Source organism: Catenuloplanes atrovinosus, from assembly GCF_031458235.1.
GTDB classification, from domain to species: domain Bacteria; phylum Actinomycetota; class Actinomycetes; order Mycobacteriales; family Micromonosporaceae; genus Catenuloplanes; species Catenuloplanes atrovinosus.
Genome location: NZ_JAVDYB010000001.1, coordinates 5,562,846 through 5,578,419 on the forward strand (window position 1 = coordinate 5,562,846; position 15,574 = coordinate 5,578,419).

At 73.2% G+C, this 15,574-nt stretch carries 13 protein-coding genes and 1 riboswitch; of the genes, 4 read left to right on the forward strand and 9 right to left on the reverse strand.

All coding sequences use genetic code 11. The annotated features are described in order from the left end of the window. Positions 1-83: 83 nt before the first annotated feature. The 8 genes from mraY to J2S41_RS24645 all read right to left on the reverse strand — a co-directional run bounded on the left by mraY (position 84) and on the right by J2S41_RS24645 (position 10,348). Positions 84-1,217 carry a phospho-N-acetylmuramoyl-pentapeptide-transferase gene (gene mraY, locus J2S41_RS24610; protein WP_310370910.1) on the reverse strand — a complete coding sequence of 378 codons (1,134 nt, stop codon included), beginning with the start codon at positions 1,215-1,217 and terminating at the stop codon, positions 84-86. Beyond that, positions 1,214-2,656, reverse strand: a complete 1,443-nt coding sequence (locus tag J2S41_RS24615) for a UDP-N-acetylmuramoyl-tripeptide--D-alanyl-D-alanine ligase (RefSeq protein ID WP_310370912.1) — start codon at positions 2,654-2,656, stop codon at positions 1,214-1,216. Before J2S41_RS24615 ends, mraY begins: the two co-directional genes overlap by 4 nt. Further along, complete coding sequence (locus J2S41_RS24620; RefSeq protein ID WP_310370914.1) at positions 2,653-4,236, reverse strand: UDP-N-acetylmuramoyl-L-alanyl-D-glutamate--2,6-diaminopimelate ligase; 1,584 nt, start codon at positions 4,234-4,236, stop codon at positions 2,653-2,655. The genes J2S41_RS24615 and J2S41_RS24620 overlap by 4 nt, the downstream gene beginning before the upstream one ends. A 90-nt stretch (positions 4,237-4,326) precedes the next feature. Then, on the reverse strand, positions 4,327-6,561 hold the full coding sequence (locus tag J2S41_RS24625; RefSeq protein WP_310370915.1) for a penicillin-binding transpeptidase domain-containing protein: 2,235 nt from the start codon (positions 6,559-6,561) through the stop codon (positions 4,327-4,329). Positions 6,562-6,565: 4 nt separating this feature from the next. After that, positions 6,566-7,645: a cell division protein FtsL gene (ftsL, locus tag J2S41_RS24630; protein WP_310370916.1), complete on the reverse strand. Its 1,080-nt coding sequence runs from the start codon at positions 7,643-7,645 to the stop codon at positions 6,566-6,568. An 81-nt stretch (positions 7,646-7,726) separates the two neighbouring features. Beyond that, positions 7,727-8,794, reverse strand: a complete 1,068-nt coding sequence (rsmH, locus tag J2S41_RS24635) for a 16S rRNA (cytosine(1402)-N(4))-methyltransferase RsmH (RefSeq protein WP_310370918.1) — start codon at positions 8,792-8,794, stop codon at positions 7,727-7,729. A gap of 181 nt (positions 8,795-8,975) precedes the next feature. After that, positions 8,976-9,407: a division/cell wall cluster transcriptional repressor MraZ gene (gene mraZ, locus J2S41_RS24640; protein WP_310370920.1), complete on the reverse strand. Its 432-nt coding sequence runs from the start codon at positions 9,405-9,407 to the stop codon at positions 8,976-8,978. Between the two features lie 446 nt (positions 9,408-9,853). After that, on the reverse strand, positions 9,854-10,348 hold the full coding sequence (locus J2S41_RS24645; protein ID WP_310370922.1) for a C40 family peptidase: 495 nt from the start codon (positions 10,346-10,348) through the stop codon (positions 9,854-9,856). Between the two features lie 5 nt (positions 10,349-10,353). Next, positions 10,354-10,516, reverse strand: a riboswitch (cyclic di-AMP (ydaO/yuaA leader). A gap of 361 nt (positions 10,517-10,877) precedes the next feature. Here J2S41_RS24645 and J2S41_RS24650 point away from each other — a divergent pair. The 3 genes from J2S41_RS24650 (at position 10,878) to J2S41_RS24660 (ending at position 14,065) form a co-directional block, all read left to right on the forward strand. Beyond that, complete coding sequence (locus J2S41_RS24650; protein ID WP_310376506.1) at positions 10,878-12,098, forward strand: MurT ligase domain-containing protein; 1,221 nt, start codon at positions 10,878-10,880, stop codon at positions 12,096-12,098. A gap of 391 nt (positions 12,099-12,489) precedes the next feature. Beyond that, on the forward strand, positions 12,490-13,197 hold the full coding sequence (locus J2S41_RS24655) for a type 1 glutamine amidotransferase (protein WP_310376508.1): 708 nt from the start codon (positions 12,490-12,492) through the stop codon (positions 13,195-13,197). Between the two features lie 121 nt (positions 13,198-13,318). Next, positions 13,319-14,065, forward strand: coding sequence for a TVP38/TMEM64 family protein (locus tag J2S41_RS24660; RefSeq protein WP_310370924.1), 747 nt, complete (start codon positions 13,319-13,321; stop codon positions 14,063-14,065). 25 nt (positions 14,066-14,090) lie between these two features. Here J2S41_RS24660 and J2S41_RS24665 read toward each other — a convergent pair whose 3' ends face one another. Further along, on the reverse strand, positions 14,091-14,483 hold the full coding sequence (locus J2S41_RS24665; RefSeq protein WP_310370926.1) for an ester cyclase: 393 nt from the start codon (positions 14,481-14,483) through the stop codon (positions 14,091-14,093). A gap of 76 nt (positions 14,484-14,559) precedes the next feature. Between J2S41_RS24665 and J2S41_RS24670 the strand changes: the two genes are divergently transcribed. Next, on the forward strand, positions 14,560-15,537 hold the full coding sequence (locus tag J2S41_RS24670) for an AraC family transcriptional regulator (protein WP_310370928.1): 978 nt from the start codon (positions 14,560-14,562) through the stop codon (positions 15,535-15,537). The last annotated feature ends 37 nt before the right edge of the window (positions 15,538-15,574 follow it).

Sequence of the window (15,574 nt, forward strand, 5' to 3'; positions counted from 1 at the left end):
GGCGTGTCGAGGAGCGAAAAGCTCACAAAAAAGATCAGGGGGTACGGCGCAGGCCGTACCCCCTGATCGGTTTTCGCAGTTTCCTACGAGTTGGCTGCGAGGAACTCGCTGTAGAAGATGCCCAGACCGATGGCGACGCCGATGCCCGCGACGATCCAGAAGCGGACCACGATGTTGACCTCGGACCAGCCGGCCAGCTCGAAATGGTGTTGCAGTGGTGACATCCGGAACACCCGTTTTCCGGTGGTCTTGAACGAGATGATCTGGATGACGACCGACATGGTGATGATCAGGAACAGGCCGCCCAGGATCAGCACCAGCAGCATGGTCCGGCTCGCCATGGCCAGGCCGCCGATCAGGCCACCGAGGCCGAGCGCGCCGGTGTCACCCATGAAGATCCGGGCCGGGGAGGTGTTCCACCACAGGAAGCCCACGCATGCCCCGGCGGCGGCTCCCGCGATCATCGAGATCTCCAGCGGATCCCGGACCGTGTAGCAGTAGACGTCCGCGCCGGTGTTGTACGCCGGGTCCGCGCACCAGTGCCGGTACTGCCAGAAGCCGATGATCGAGTAGGCGCCGAGCACCATCACGGACGCGCCGGTCGCGAGCCCGTCCAGGCCGTCCGTCAGGTTCACCGCGTTCGACATCGACATGATCACGAAGATGAATATGATCACCGAGCCGGCCTTGCCGACGTCCGCCCACTCGATGTCCCGGATGAACGAGATCGTGGTGCTGCCGACCGTCTCGTCGCTGATCCGCTGCCCCTCCAGGCCGACCATCGTGCTCGGGAAGTAGAGCGCGATCACGCCGAAGATGCCACCGATCAGTATCTGGCCGATCAGCTTGCCCCGGGCGGAGAGGCCGCCGCTGTTGCGCTTGCGGACCTTGATGAAGTCGTCCAGGAAGCCGACCGCGCCACAGAACACGAACAGCCCGAGCAGCACCAGCGCGGTGATGGTCGGCCGGTCCTGCGCGATCTGCTGCGACGGCAGCGTGGTCAGCACCGCGTGACCGGCCACGTAGGCGATCACGGTGGCGATGATGAAGACCACGCCGCCCATGGTCGGCGTGCCCTTCTTGCCGAGGTGCGTCTGCGGGCCGATGGTCCGGATCGGCTGGCCGGCCTTCAGCGCCGTGAAGACGCGGATGCCGATCGGCGTGCAGAACAGCGAGACGAGGAACGCGACGCCGATCGCGACGATGACTGCCCTCATGCGCCAGCGTCCCCCGTGGTGAGCGGCACGCCGTCGGCGCCGGCGGCGCGCAGCGCGTCCGCCACGTCCCACGTCGCCCAGCGGGAACCCTTGACGAGCACCACGTCGCCCGGACGCAGCTCGTCCCGCAGCGCCGCGATGGCCGCCGCCTGGTCGGCTAGGAGCACCGACTCTCCCTTCCACATCGGTTCGGATCGCGCGCCGTCGGCGATCGGCGCGGCGGACTCGGCCTCGGCGTCGATGACCAGCAGCCGTTCCACGCCGAGCTGGGCCGCGAGCCGGCCGGCCTCGGCGTGCATCTCGTCGGAGTGCTCGCCGAGCTGGCGCATCACGCCGAGGACCGCGATCGCCCGGCGCGGGCCGTCGGCGGCCAGCGTGGCCAGCACGCGCAGTGCCGCGGCGGTGGACGACGGGTTCGCGTTGTAGGAGTCGTCGATCACGGTGACGCCGTCGGCGCGGTCGAAGACGTCCATCCGGCGGGTGGAGACCGTGCCCATCTCGCTCATCGCCTCGGCCAGCGCCGCGCCGGTCAGGCCCAGCTCCCGGGCGACCGCGGCGGCGGCGAGCGAGTTGGAGACCATGTGCCGTCCGGTGATCCGCAGCGAGACCGGGAACCGGCCCTCCGGCGTGACCAGCGTGTACGACGCGCGGCTGCGCGCGTCCACCGTCACGTCCTCGGCCCGGACCTCGGCGTGCTCGCTCTCGCCGAAGAACACCACCCGGGCCTTGGTCCGCGACGCCATCGCGGCCACCCGCGGGTCGTCCGCGTTCAGCACCGCGAGGCCGTCGGCCGGGAGGTCCTCGACCATCTCGCCCTTGGCCAGCGCGATGTCCTCCACCGAGTCGTACCCGACGACGTGCGAGATGGTCACGTTCAGCACCACGCCGATCCGCGGCTGCACGATCCCGCTCAGGTACCGGATGTGGCCGAGCCCGCTCGCGCCCATCTCCAGCACCAGGCAGCCGGTCTCCCCGGTGGCGCGCAGCGCGGTCACCGGGAAGCCCAGCTCGTTGTTGAGCGTGCCGACCGTGGCCACCGTGGGCATCACCCGCGCGGCCAGCTGCGCCACCATGTCCTTGGTGGTGGTCTTGCCGGACGAGCCGGTCAGCCCGACCACGGTCAGGCCGGCGTCGATCAGCCGCCGCCCGACCAGGCGGGCCAGCGGCGCGAGCGCGGCCTGCGCGTCGTCCACCAGGATCGCCGGCACGTCCGGGCCCATGTCCCGGGTGGCCAGCACCGCGGCCGCGCCGGCCGCCACCGCGCGCGCCCCGAAGTCGTGCCCGTCCACCTTCTCGCCGGGGAACGCCACGAAGAGTCCTCCCGGCGCGATCTCCCGGGAGTCGTACTCGGCCGGGCCGGTCACCCGCGCGGCCGGGTCGGCGTGCACCAGCCGCCCGCCCACCGCCTCGGCGATCTCGGCCAGGGTGAGCGGGATCATGCGGCCGCCACCTTCCGCAGCGCGTCGGCCAGCTCCACCCGATCGTCGAACGGCAACATCGCGCCGTTCACCTCCTGACCACGTTCGTGTCCCTTGCCGAGCACCGCCACCACGTCGCCCGGGACGGCCCGCCGGACCGCCTCGTCGATCGCGGCGCGCCGCCCGGCCACCTCGATAATCTCCACCCCGGCGACCGCCGCCGCGCACGCACCGTCTCGGACGTGCGCGCGGATCACCGCCGGGTCCTCACCGCGTGGATTGTCGTCCGTCACCACCACCAGGTCCGCGCCGCGGGCCGCGGCCGCACCCATCAGCGGCCGCTTGCCGCGGTCCCGGTCGCCACCGGCGCCGAGCACGCAGATCAACCGGCCACCCCGTTCCTCGCTCAGCTCGCGCAGCGCGGTCAGCGCCGCCACGATCGCGTCCGTCTTGTGCGCGTAGTCGACCACGCCGACCACGCCGCCCGGCGCGTCCACCCGCTCCAGCCGGCCCGGCACGCCCGCGCAGGACGCGATGCCGTCCGCCGCCTCCTTCACGTCCACCCCGGCCGCGGCCAGCGACGCGATCGCGAGCAGCGCGTTCGCCACGTTGTGCCGGCCGGGCAGCGACACCCGCACGTCGACCGGGCCGCCCGGCCCGGCCGCGGTGAACGACTGCCGGTAGCCGTCCGCGCGCACGTCCTCGGCGCGCCAGGTGGCGGCGGGATCGCCGGTCGCGGAGAACGTCACCGTGGCATCGTGACGCAGCGGCGCCAGCGCCGGGTCGTCGTGGTTGAGCACCTCGACCGCGCAGCGGCCGTCGAACAGCCGCGCCTTGGCCGCGAAGTACTCCTCCGGCGTGGCGTGGAAGTCCAGGTGGTCGCGGCCGAAGTTGGTGAAGCCGCCGACCGCGAACCGCACGCCGCCGACCCGGCCCAGCGCCAGCGCGTGGCTGGACACCTCCATCACCACCGCGGTCACGCCGCGCTCGCGCGCCACGGCCAGCATCGCGTGCAGGTCGGTCGCCTCCGGCGTGGTCCGCGCGCTCGGCAGGATCAGGTCGCCGAGCCGCGTCTCCACCGTGCCGAGCAGCGCGGTGGTGTGCCCGGCCGCGCGCAGCCCGGCCTCGGCCAGGTACGCCGTGGAGGTCTTCCCGGCCGTGCCGGTGACGCCGATGACCAGCATCGCGGCGGACGGGTGACCGTAGACCGCGGAGGACACCGTGCCGAGCACGTCCCGCGGGTCCGGCACCACCAGCGCGGGCAGCCCGGCCGCGGCGACCGCCGCCACGCCGGCCGGGTCGGTCAGCGCGGCGAGCGCGCCCGCGGCGGCCGCCCTCGCGGCGAACTCGGCGCCGTGCCGGGCCGCGCCGGGCAGCGCCGCGAAGAGATCGCCGGGGCGTAGCGCGGAGCTGTCGTGGGTGATTCCGGTGACGATCGGGTCGGCCGTGGCACCGGACGTCCGCACCTCGGTCCGCAGCACCGCGGCCAGCGAGGACAGCGTCCGTCCGGTCGGCACGACGGGCCGCGGCGGCGAGGTCGGCGGGGAGGTTTTGCCGGGCACGGCGTCAGACCCTACCCGGTCCGCGGGACCCGTCGACATCGGCCACAAGATTCACTAATGCCATAACAGCGCGCACACCAGTCATAACTAGAGTGCGGCCATTCAGTGTCCGCACGGCGAAGGGTGGAGTTACGGGCGGACCGTGAACTCCGGCGGTTCCGTGGTGCTCGGCGGCACCTTGTAGTGCCGCAGCGCGAAGCTCATGATCTCCTTGAACGCCGGGCCCGCCACCGGCCCGCCGCCGCTCTTGGGCGTGTGCGCGAAGACCGCCACCACGAACCGCGGGTTCTCGGCCGGCGCCATGCCGATGAACGACGACACCTCGCCGGCCAGGTACGAGCCCTCCGCCAGGCGGCTCGACGTACCGGTCTTGCCGGCCACCCGGTAGCCGTTCACCCGCGCGTCCCGCCCGCTGCCGTCCGGCACCTCCATCACGGACTCCAGCAGCGTGCGCAGTTCCCCGGCGGTGTCCGCGCTGAGCACCCGGTGCGACGCCACGTCCGTGTTCGCCGTGACCGTGCCGTCCGGCGCGACCGTGTCCTTGATCAGGTGCGGCTGCACGTAGACGCCGTCGTTGGCGATCGCGCCGTACGCGGCCGCCATCTGGAGCAGCGTGGCGTCGACGCTGTGCCCGATCGGGACCGAGCCGTACGTCGACCCGCTCCACTCCCCGACCTCCAGCACCCGGCCGGCGGCCTCGCCGTCCACGCCCTCGTTCACCGACTGCCCGAGCCCGAACCGCTTCTGGTACTCGACCACCTTCTCCGGCCCGAGCTGGTCGGCGACCTGGATCGCGGCCACGTTCGACGAGTACGCCATCGCGCCGGCCATGGTGATCCGGGTGCCCTCGTCGAACGGGTGGGTGTCCCGGAACGTGACGCCGCCCTTGCGCACCGACGGCCCCACCTCGAGCACCGTCTCCGGCGTGATCACGCCCTCCTCAAGCGCGGCGCCGTAGATCAGCGCCTTGTGCACGGAACCGGGGTCGACCACCACCGCGGACGCCACGTCCTGCCGGTCCTCCGGGTCCGCCCGGTCGAACTCCACCGGGTCGTACGTGGGGAAGCTGGCCTGCGCACGCACCTCGCCGGTCCGGGCGTCCAGCACCACGGCCGCGCCGATGCTGACGCCGGCCTCGACCATCAGCTCGCCGATGATGCGCTGCGTCTCGTACTGCATGTCCCGGTCGATGGTCAGGGTCAGCGAGCTGCCGTCCTTGGCCGGGGTCTGCTGCGAGTACCCGCCGGGGATCTCCTTGGCCAGGTCGGTGCCGTCGACGTACTTGCCGACCTCGAACCGGCGCTCGCCGTTGACGCCGCGCAGCAGCTGGTCGTACCGGGCCTCGATGCCCTCCAGGCCGTACATCTCGGCGCCGGTGAAGCCGATCAGGTTCGCGGCCAGGTCGCGGCCGGGCCACTCGCGCTTCTCGTCCCGGCCGATCACGATCTCCGGCAGCTCCAGCGCCTCGATCTTCTTCGCGTCGCTGGTGCTCACCGCGCGCGCCAGCCACTCGAAGTTGGACGGCCCACCGCCCGGCCGGGTGCGCTTGCGCATGCGCTCCAGCAGCTCGGACTTGGACAGGCCGAGGATCGGGGCGAGCAGCGACGCGGTCCGGTTCGCGTCCTTCACGACCTCCGGGTCGACCGCGATGTACCGCGCCTCCACGCTGTGCGCCAGCACCGCGCCGTTCACGTCGTAGATCGCGCCGCGCGCCGCCGGCAGCGTGACCACCTTCAGCCGGTCCTGGAGACCCTGCTTGGCCCACTCCGGCGTGTCGCCGAACTGGAGCACCACCAGCCGCACGCCGACCGTGGCCAGCATGACCAGGGCCAGCAGCGACGCCACCCGCAACCGGCGGCCCGGGTCGCCCAGCTTCGGCGGGCGGCGCGGGTGCCGCGGCTTGCGGACCGGCGCCGGCCGGTTCCCCGGCGGCGAGGCCGCCTTCCGGCGCGGGGCCGGGACCGCGTCCCGGTCCCGCTCGCGGGCGGCGGTGCCGCGCCGGCGCGGCTCCCGCGCCGCGGTCCCGCGGCGTTCGCCCTGGCGGCCGCCGTCGAGCACGCGCAGCGCGGGCCGGTCACCGCGCGCGGTGGCGGGCGTGGACCCCGATCCGCCGGTACGCCGTGCGCGCGGCTCCTCGACCGGCCGCGGCGGGCGCGGCACGCCCTCGCGCACCGTGCGCCCACGCGGCGTGTACGCCCTGGCCTCGAACATCTTGCCGTGCGAACGCGACGAGGGGGACGACGGCTGCCCGTCGTCCCCCGTGTCACGCGCCTGACGCCGGTCCCGCGCGCCGCCGCGGCCGGAGTCGCGGTCGTCCCGCGCACCCCGGCCGCGGCGGGCGGGAGGCTGTTCCCGGTGCGGCACCGATTTACCGTCCGCTCTCCTGGCTGGTGATCGCCGGCTCGCCGCCGGCCGGCATCGGCACGCCGATCACCTTGCCGTCCGGGAGCCGGATGAAGGCCGGTTCCTCCGCCTTGACCAGCCCCAGCTTCTTCGCGTGGGCGATCAGGTAGTTCGGGGACTCGTACTCCTCGATCTGCTTCTCCAGCTCCTGCTGCTGCACGTCCAGCGCGGCCTGCTGCTTCTGCAGCTCGTCCAGCCGGAACGCGTTCTGGTTGGTCTGCGTGTTGATCAGGAGGATGCCCACCACGCCGGCCACCACGGTGACCAGGATGCCGGCGATGAACGGCGCGCGCGGCACCGCCACCGGTCGCGGCGGCGTGACCCGCAGCCGGGGCGCGGGCGGCTCCTCGTGCACCGGCTCGGCCGGCTCCACCAGGACGTGGATCTCCTCCGGCTCCAGGGCGGCGCTGCCCTCGGTGCCGTACCGGCGGCCCCGCGCCGCCGACAGGTCGACCGGCTCGGCCGCGGTCGCCCGCGGCTCGCGCCGCGCGTCCCGGTCGGCCCGGTCCGGCGTGCGGGAGCCACCCGCACCCCGGACCGACGCCCGGTCGGCCCGCTCGATCCGCTCCGCGCGAAGGTCCCGGCCGGCCCGCTCGTCCCGCTGCCGGGCACGGTCGTCCCGGCGGCCGGCGCGGTCGTCCCGCTCCGCCCGCGCGGGCCGGGCCGGTCGCTCGTCGCGGGCCCGGCGCGCCGGGCGGTCCGGCGTGGACGCCCCGGCGGAGTCCGGCGTGGTTTCGGCCGCCCGCCGGCGGCGCTCGATGCGCTCCAGCGAGCTCAGTCGCTCGACACGCTGCGGACCCTCCTGGTCCGCAGCGCCCAGGTCCGTGGTGGACGGTGCCGCGGCCCCCCGGCCACGTGCCCCGTTGAGGCGCTCCGCGCGTCGCCCGGCCCCGATGCCGCGCACGATCGCCTCCTGGCCGCCGGATCGCGGCGAGCCCTCGGCCGGTGCCCACTGCGCCGCGGTCCGGCCCCCCGACCGCGGTGCGCGCTGCACCGTCTCGCGCCCGGCGCCGATGTCGCCCCGGTCGCGCTTGTTGACGTTCATGTCCCTCCCCCTCGGTCTTCTCGTCCCGTCGTTCCCCTGGACTCGGCGAGGGCCCTGCCCGTCCCCGCCGACCCCGCCGTCCTATGCGGACGACTCCGGCGCCCCCGCGCCGGGCCGGCGAGGCCTCCTGGACCGTTCGCGGACGGTCCCGGTGTCCCCACCGGCGATGCGTTCCACGGCGCGCAGCCGCACCGAGGCGGCCCGCGGGTTCTCCGCGACCTCCTCCTCGGTGGCCTGCTCCGCGCCACGGGTGAGTAGTCGCAGCGTGGGCCCGGTGCCGGGCAGCTCGACCGGGAGGTCGATCGGTCCGGTGCTCCGGGCTCGCGCCGCGAACGCCTGCTTGACGATGCGGTCCTCGAGCGACTGGTAGGACATGACGACTATTCGCCCGCCCGGTGCCAGCGCGTCGAGGGCCGCCGGTAGCGCCGCTTCGAGGGCGGCGAGTTCGCCATTTACCTCGATCCGCAACGCTTGAAACGTTCTTTTGGCCGGGTTTCCACCGGTACGTCTGGCTGGTGCTGGAATGGAGTCCCGGACCAGCTCGGCGAGCCGGGCCGTGGACGTGATCCGGGAGCGCCCCCGCTCCCGCACGATCGCGGCGGCGATGCGGGTGGCGAACTTCTCCTCGCCGTACACCCGCAGCACCCGGGCCAGCGCGCCCGCCTCGTATTCGTTGACCACGTCCGCCGCGGTGACGCCGCGGCCCTGGTCCATCCGCATGTCCAGCGGAGCGTCCTGGGCGTAGGCGAACCCGCGATCGGGCGCGTCGAGCTGTAACGAGGAGACGCCGAGATCGAACAGAGCGCCGTCGATCCGTTCGTAGCCGAGCCGGTCCAGCACGCCGGGCAGCTCGTCGGAGACCGCGTGCACGAGGTGGACCCGGTCGGCGAACCGGGCCAGCCGGTGGCGCGAATGCTCGAGCGCCTCCGTGTCCCGGTCCAGGCCGATCAGCGTCAGCCGGGAGTTCGCGGTCAGGATCGCCTCGGCGTGCCCGCCGAGACCCAGGGTCGTGTCCACATAGACCGGCGCGTCGCCGGCCAGCGCGGGGGCGAGCAGCGCCAGGCACCGCTCCAGCAGCACGGGCACGTGCGTGCCGCGCGCCTGCCACTCCCGGCCCTCGGCCACGAGCTCCGGCTCGGGCACCCCCATGTCGACCCCCATCACCTGGTGACGATTCGATTCACGCAATGCCCGCCAGCAGTGCGACGAAGACCGTACCGCCAGATCCCCATCCGCCCTCCTGGCGTCACCACCGTCGCGCCTGACACCGGGGAAGGGGCGTCAGGAGCGCCGAGCGGCTGGAGATCTCGCAGTACGGGTTTCCCGTCGACTACAGCCCGCCGGGCAGCACCCCCTCCCCGATGTCCGCGAAGTCGTCCTCGCTCTCCGCCAGGTACGACTCCCAGGCCGCCTTGTCCCAGATCTCCACCCGGGTGCTGGCACCGATCACGACCAGCTCACGGTCGAGCCCCGCATACTCCCGCAGGTGGGCCGGGATGGTCACCCGGCCCTGCTTGTCCGGAACCTCGTCGTGCGCGCTGGCGAAGAAGACCCGGCTGTAGGCCCGCGCCGCCTTGTGCGTCATCGGTGCGGCCCGCAGCTCCCCCGAGATCCGCTGGAACTCGGGCATCGGGAAGACGTAGAGGCAGCGCTCCTGCCCTTTCGTGATCACGACACCTCCCGCCAGCTCGTCCCGGAACTTGGCCGGGAGGATCAGCCGGCCCTTGTCGTCCAGGCGCGGGGTGTGCGTGCCGAGAAACACTCGCGGCTCACCCCCTCGCCCTTGCCGGCGGCATTCGCGGTGCCGCTGATCACTCGGGCCGGCGGGCTCTCCACGACCCCGCCATGTGGCCCCACTTTACTCCACTTCCCTCCACCCGCAACCGGAATCAGCGCGTCGTCAAGGGGTGTGGGCGTGCAAAAGAGCACGTCACGCAGGGTTGCGCTCGGTGGAGGGGTTCCATCCCGTACGCCCGTCCGGTTTCCGACATCCGTACGGATCGACGTTCTCGCCGCACCTTTTATACGGATTTTTCGGGTGGTTTTTCCGCGGTGTGCAGGGCTGGGGATTATTCCGTGGAGGGAAGTGGAGGGATCGCGCGGCCACGTGGCGTGGCCGGATGATCTCCGTGGGTGGCGCCGAACGGTCGCTGCGGAATCGCTGTGAGAATGCGGAAAGGCCCGCCGGACGCGGCGGGCCCTTCCCGGTCAGACGATCCGGCGCACCACGTACGAGCGGGACCAGATCCGGTGCTTGCCGACCCGCACGCCGGGGCGCGGGGCGTCATACATGTAGTCCCCGCCCGCGTAGATCGCGGCGTGGTAGCCGTGCGCGCCCTTGCGGAAGATGAGCAGGTCACCGGGGCGCGCCTGGGACTTCGGGACCGCCACGCCGTACCGCTGCTGGCGGTTGGCGCTGTGCGGCAGCGCCCGGCCGGCCGCCTTGCGGTAGACGTACATGGTGAACCCGGAGCAGTCGAATCCGCTCGGGTTCGCGCCGCCGTACCGGTACCGCTTCCCGGTGAGGCTCTTGGCGAGCGCGACGACCGCGGCCGCCTTGGCGGCCGGTGCCGCGCTCGCGGGCGCGACGGCGGTGAGCTGGCCGGCCGCGACACAGAGTCCGACCAGCGCGGCGAGCAGGGTGGAGCGCCGGGCCGGATTCCGACGAAGACGCGGAGACCGGACCGGGGAGTGCGCTGTCACGAAAGGAGTCCTTCCGGCGCGCCTGCGGGGTTAGCTGTCGGGTTCGGGCGCCGAAGATGCCCGGCCCGGCCGCGAGAGGTCACGGCCGGGCTTCACCCCCAGGCTCGTAGGACGAGCCGTCATGAATCGGGTGGTTCCCCCGTCCCTGCCCTTCGGTGCCATGTGTGCTGCGAGGTGACGTCGCGTCGCCGGGAACGGGCAGGGTTCGGCGTGTCCCGCGGTCGGCGCGGCCGGCGGGCGGATCGCACACCGGCCCATCGTTTGTAGCGGACGCCGGGAGCAGGTCCTCGTGGTCAAATGATCACGCTCCGAGGTTGGCATGCCCGGCCCGCCGCCCCGACGTGTCGGGTGCCCGATATTCCGCCACCGTTCGGGCGCGCACCACTACCCTCCGTATATCGAGGCCGGTGAAGCTTCCCACACAAATCGAGGTCACACCGCTGCGGTACGTGGTTATCGCCCGGAGACGAACGACCCGGCCGGGAAGCGGTGCCGGTCCGGTAACCTCGCTCGGGTGACGCAAGGCAACATGCCCCTCCGCGCCAAGGTCGCGACCCAGGTCTCCCGCACCGCCGCCGCGCTCTCCCGCGCGGCGGGGCGGGGCGACGGTTCCGTGATCGGTGGCTGGATCGGTCTCAAGATCGATCCCGACCTGCTCGAGCACCTCGCCGCCGGCCGCGCCATCGCGCTGGTCTCCGGCACCAACGGCAAGACCACGACCACCCGGCTCACCGCGGCCGCACTGGGCGTGCTCGGGCCGGTGGCGACCAACTCCTTCGGTGCCAACATGCCCACCGGGCACACCTCCGCGCTGGCCAAGGCCGGCGCCACGCCGTACGCGGTGCTGGAGGTGGACGAGCACTACCTCCCGCAGGTGATCGAGGAGACCCGGCCCCGCGTGGTCGCGCTGCTCAACCTCTCCCGCGACCAGCTCGACCGGGCGAAGGAGGTGGCGATGATGGCTCAGCTCTGGCGCACCACCCTGGCCAAGCACCCGGAGGTCGCGCTCGTCGCCAACGCCGACGACCCGATGATCGTCTGGGCCGCCGGCAACTCACCCACGGTGAGCTGGTTCAGCGCCGGCCAGCGCTGGCAGGACGACTCCTGGGTCTGCCCGGAGTGCGGCTCCACCATCGAGCGCCAGGACGGCCAGTGGTGGTGCACCGGCTGCCCGCTGCGCCGCCCCGCGCCGCAGTGGGTGGTCGAGGACGACGGCGTGCTCGACCCGTCCGGCGCCTGGCACCTGATCCGGCTCCAGCTGCCCGGCCGGGTCAACCTCGGCAACGCGGCCACCGCGCTCGCGGTCGCGGCCGCGTTCGGCATCCGGCCGCTGCAGGCCGTGCCCACGCTCTCCTCGGTCGCGTCGGTGGCCGGCCGCTACGCGCAGGTCGACCGGGACGGGCGCAACATCCGGCTGCTGCTGGCGAAGAACCCGGCGAGCTGGCTCGAGGCGTTCGACATGGCGGACAACGCGCCGACACTGCTGTCCATCAACGCGCGCGACCCCGACGGGCTGGACACGTCCTGGCTGTTCGACGTCGACTTCGCGCCGCTGCGCGGGCGCCAGGTGCTGATCACCGGCGACCGGGCGTTCGACCTCGCGGTCCGGCTGGACGTGAACGACGTGCCCTTCCGGCACGTCCGTTCGTTCGGCGAGGCGATCGCCAGCGTGCCGCCGGGGCGCCTGGAGGTCATCGCCAACTACACCGCCTTCCAAGACATCCGAGCGGAGCTGGACCGTGTCAATTAACCCGGAGTGGAGCGCGCCCGGCCAGGGCGGGCAGAGCTGGGGCGATCAGCCGGCCTACGGCCAGCAGCCACCGGTCCAGGGACAACCGCAGCCGGGGTACGGGCAGCAGCCACCGGCGTACGGCCAGCCACCGGTCCACGGCCAGCCGCCGGCTTACGGACAACCGCCGGTTTACGGACAGCCGCCTCAGCAGCAGCCGGTCTACGGACAGCCGCCGCAGCAGGCACCGGTCTACGGGCAACCGCCCCAGCAGGCACCGGTCTACGGACAGCCGCCGGTCTACGGCCAGCCGCCGGTTCACGGACAGCCGCCGGTTTACGGACAGCCGCCCGCGCAGGGGCAGCAGCAGCCCGGTGGGCAGCCGGCGCCGCAGGGCGCGGGCGGGGACAGCGTGGTCCGGGTGGTGTGGGTCTACCCCGACCTGCTCTCCACCTACGGCGACCGCGGCAACATGCTGATCCTGGCCAAGCGGGCGCAGCAGCGCGGCATCCCGGTGGAGACCATCGAGGTCCGCTCCGACCAGCCACTGCCCACGCACGCGGACGTGTATCTGATCGGCGGCGGCGAGGACGGCCCGCAGGCGCTCGCGGCGCAGCGGCTGAACGCGGACGGCGGCCTGCACCGCGCCGTCAACCAGGGCGCCGCCGTCTTCGCGGTCTGCGCCGGCTACCAGTTGCTCGGCACGTCGTTCTTCGCCAAGGGCGCCAAGTGCCAGGGCCTGGAGCTGATCGACATCTACTCCGACCGGGGCGAGACCCGCGCGGTCGGCGAGCTGGCCGGCGACGTCGACCCGCGCCTCGGCCTGCCGCGGCTGACCGGCTTCGAGAACCACGGCGGGCGCACCCACCTCGGCCCGACCGTCTCGCCGCTGGCCCGGGTCAGCGTCGGCATCGGCAACGACGGCCAAACCGAGGGCGCGTGGCGCGGCAAGATCCTCGGGACGTACTCGCACGGACCCGCGCTGGCCCGCAACCCCGCCATCGCGGACCTGCTGCTGCGCTGGGCGACCGGCTACGACACGCTCCCGCCGGTCGACGACACGTGGCACGATCACCTGCGGAACGAGCGGCTCACCGCCGCCCGGCCGAACCCGGCGTGAGCCGTCGTCCGCCGGCCGCGGTTCCGCTCAGGTTCCCCGGCCGGCGGACGATGGGGTCACTCACCGGCCGCACCGGACCCGACGCCCCACCCAGCCCCCGGATCCACCGATCGGAGACTGTATGACGGACGCCGCCCTCCGCTCCCGGACCACCGTGGCCTCCGGCCTGATGGTCCCGCTCCAGCCGGCTTCCCCGGGCGCGTGCGTTCCGGTGGTTCCCCGGCGCAGCCGGAGGGCGCGGGTCCTGCGGGTCGCCGGGCTGGTGGCGGTCGTCGCGGCGCTCGGCACCGCGGCCGCCACGCTGCCGCTGCACGAGATCCAGGGGGCCGCGCGGTCGCTGGGCTGGGCCGCCGCGTTCGCCATGGCCGGCGTGGGCGCGCTGCTGCTCGCGGTGCTGGTCCCGCGTACCGCCATCTCGCTCGCCTGCGGCGCGCTCCTCGGCCCGGCGCTCGGCTTCGCGGCGGCGATCAGCGCCGCGATGTTGGCCGCCACCGCCACCTACTTCGCGGGCCGCTGGGCCGGGCACGGCCTGCTCGCCTCGCGCGTCGGCGGCCGGTTGCACCGCCTCGACGGCTGGCTCAGCCGCCGCGGTTTCTCGGCCGTGCTGCTGGTCCGGCTGCTTCCGCTGGCGCCGTTCGGCCTGATGGGTTACGCGTACGGCACCACCTCGGTCCGCCGCCGCCACTACCTGCTCGGCACGCTGGTCGCCGCGATCCCGTCGTCGTTCAGCTACGCCGTCCTCGGTGCCGCCGTGATGACGCCCGGCGACCTGAACCCGATCACCTTCGTGCCGGCGGTCTGCGGCGTGCTGCTCACCTCGGCCATCGTCTACCGCTGGCGCCGCACCGCCCGCCGCACCCCGGCCTGAGCCCGGCGGGCGATGCCCGCACCGGTCAGGCGCGCAGCTGCCGCCGGAGCGCCTCGGCGTCGTGCAGGTTCGTCATGTGCGTGAACCGACCGTCCCGGACGCGGTAGACCGCGTACTCCACGGTCTCGAACGAGGCGCCGGTGGGTGCCACGCCCAGCCACTCCTTCACCGGCGTGCCGGTGTTGATCAGCCGGGCGGCCAGGCGGTCGCCGTCGACCACGAGTTCCTGAAGACTCCAGTGGAGATCCGGCACCGCCTCGGTCTCGCCGGTCAGCGCGGCCGCCACCTGGTCCCTGGTGTACCGGTCGCCGTAGTGGGTCACCTCGTCGCCGACGAACTCGTCCAGGCGGTCGAACTCGCGGGCGTTGAGCAGGTCGAGGTAGCGCTGGTAGAACTCGCGCAGGTCGTTGTCGGACATGGTTTCTTCCTCTGCCGGTCGTGTCGTGCCGTTCTCGACGTCCAGCCTGCGCCCGCGGATCGCTACGATCCATAACGTGACGTCCGAGGTTTCTTACGCATCGTCCAGCGGTCGCCGCGCGCCGCTCTGCCCCGGTGACCCGATCGCCGGGGCCGTCAGCCTGCTCCGCCCGCACATCACGATCGACCCCGGCCTGCATGCGGCGGAGCCATGGGCGGTGCGCTTCGACGGGTTCCCGCACGTGCGGATCGGCACCGTCGTGCGCGGCGAGTGCCGACTGCTGCTCGACGGGCACGAGCCGGTGCGGCTGAGCGAGGGCGACATCTACCTGCTGGTCGACCCGCCGTCGCACCTGCTGGCCGGCACCCTTCCCGCGGAGCCGCGGGCCGCGGAGCCGCTGTGGAAGGCCGCGGAGAACGGCGTGGTGCGCATCGGGCCCGCGGCCGAGGAGGCCGCCTACGTGTGCTCCGGGTCGCTGCGATTCGACGAGAGCAACGCCTCGATGCTGATCGACGTCCTGCCCCGAGTCGTCCACGTCAAGGCCACCGACCCGCGCAACCGGCTGCTCGGGTACGTGACCGAACTGCTCGGCACGGAGGTGGCGGGCGACGCGGTGGGCCGCCCGCTGATGCTGGACCACCTCGCGCAGATCCTGTTCGTCCAGGTGCTGCGCGCCTACGGCGAGCGGGCCGACCGGCCCGCCGGCTGGCTGGGCGCGCTGGACGACGACGGCATCGGTGCCGCGCTGCGCGCCATGCACGCCGACACGGCCCGCCGATGGACGCTGCACGATCTGGCCGGCATCGCCACGATGTCCCGCTCCGCGTTCGCCGCGGCCTTCCGGGAGCGGGTCGGCATGCCGCCGCTGGAGTACCTGATCCAGTGGCGGATGGGCCTGGCCCGGGACGCGCTCCGCCGCGACACCCGGTCGATCTCCGAGCTGGCCTTCGCCACCGGATACGAGTCCGAGAGCGCGTTCAGCACCGCGTTCCGCCGGGTGACCGGCTCCTCGCCCCGGCAGTTCCGCGACGCCTCGCGCTGCACTCCGCGCTAGGCGCGCGGCGGCACATCCACAAGAACAATTGCACAAG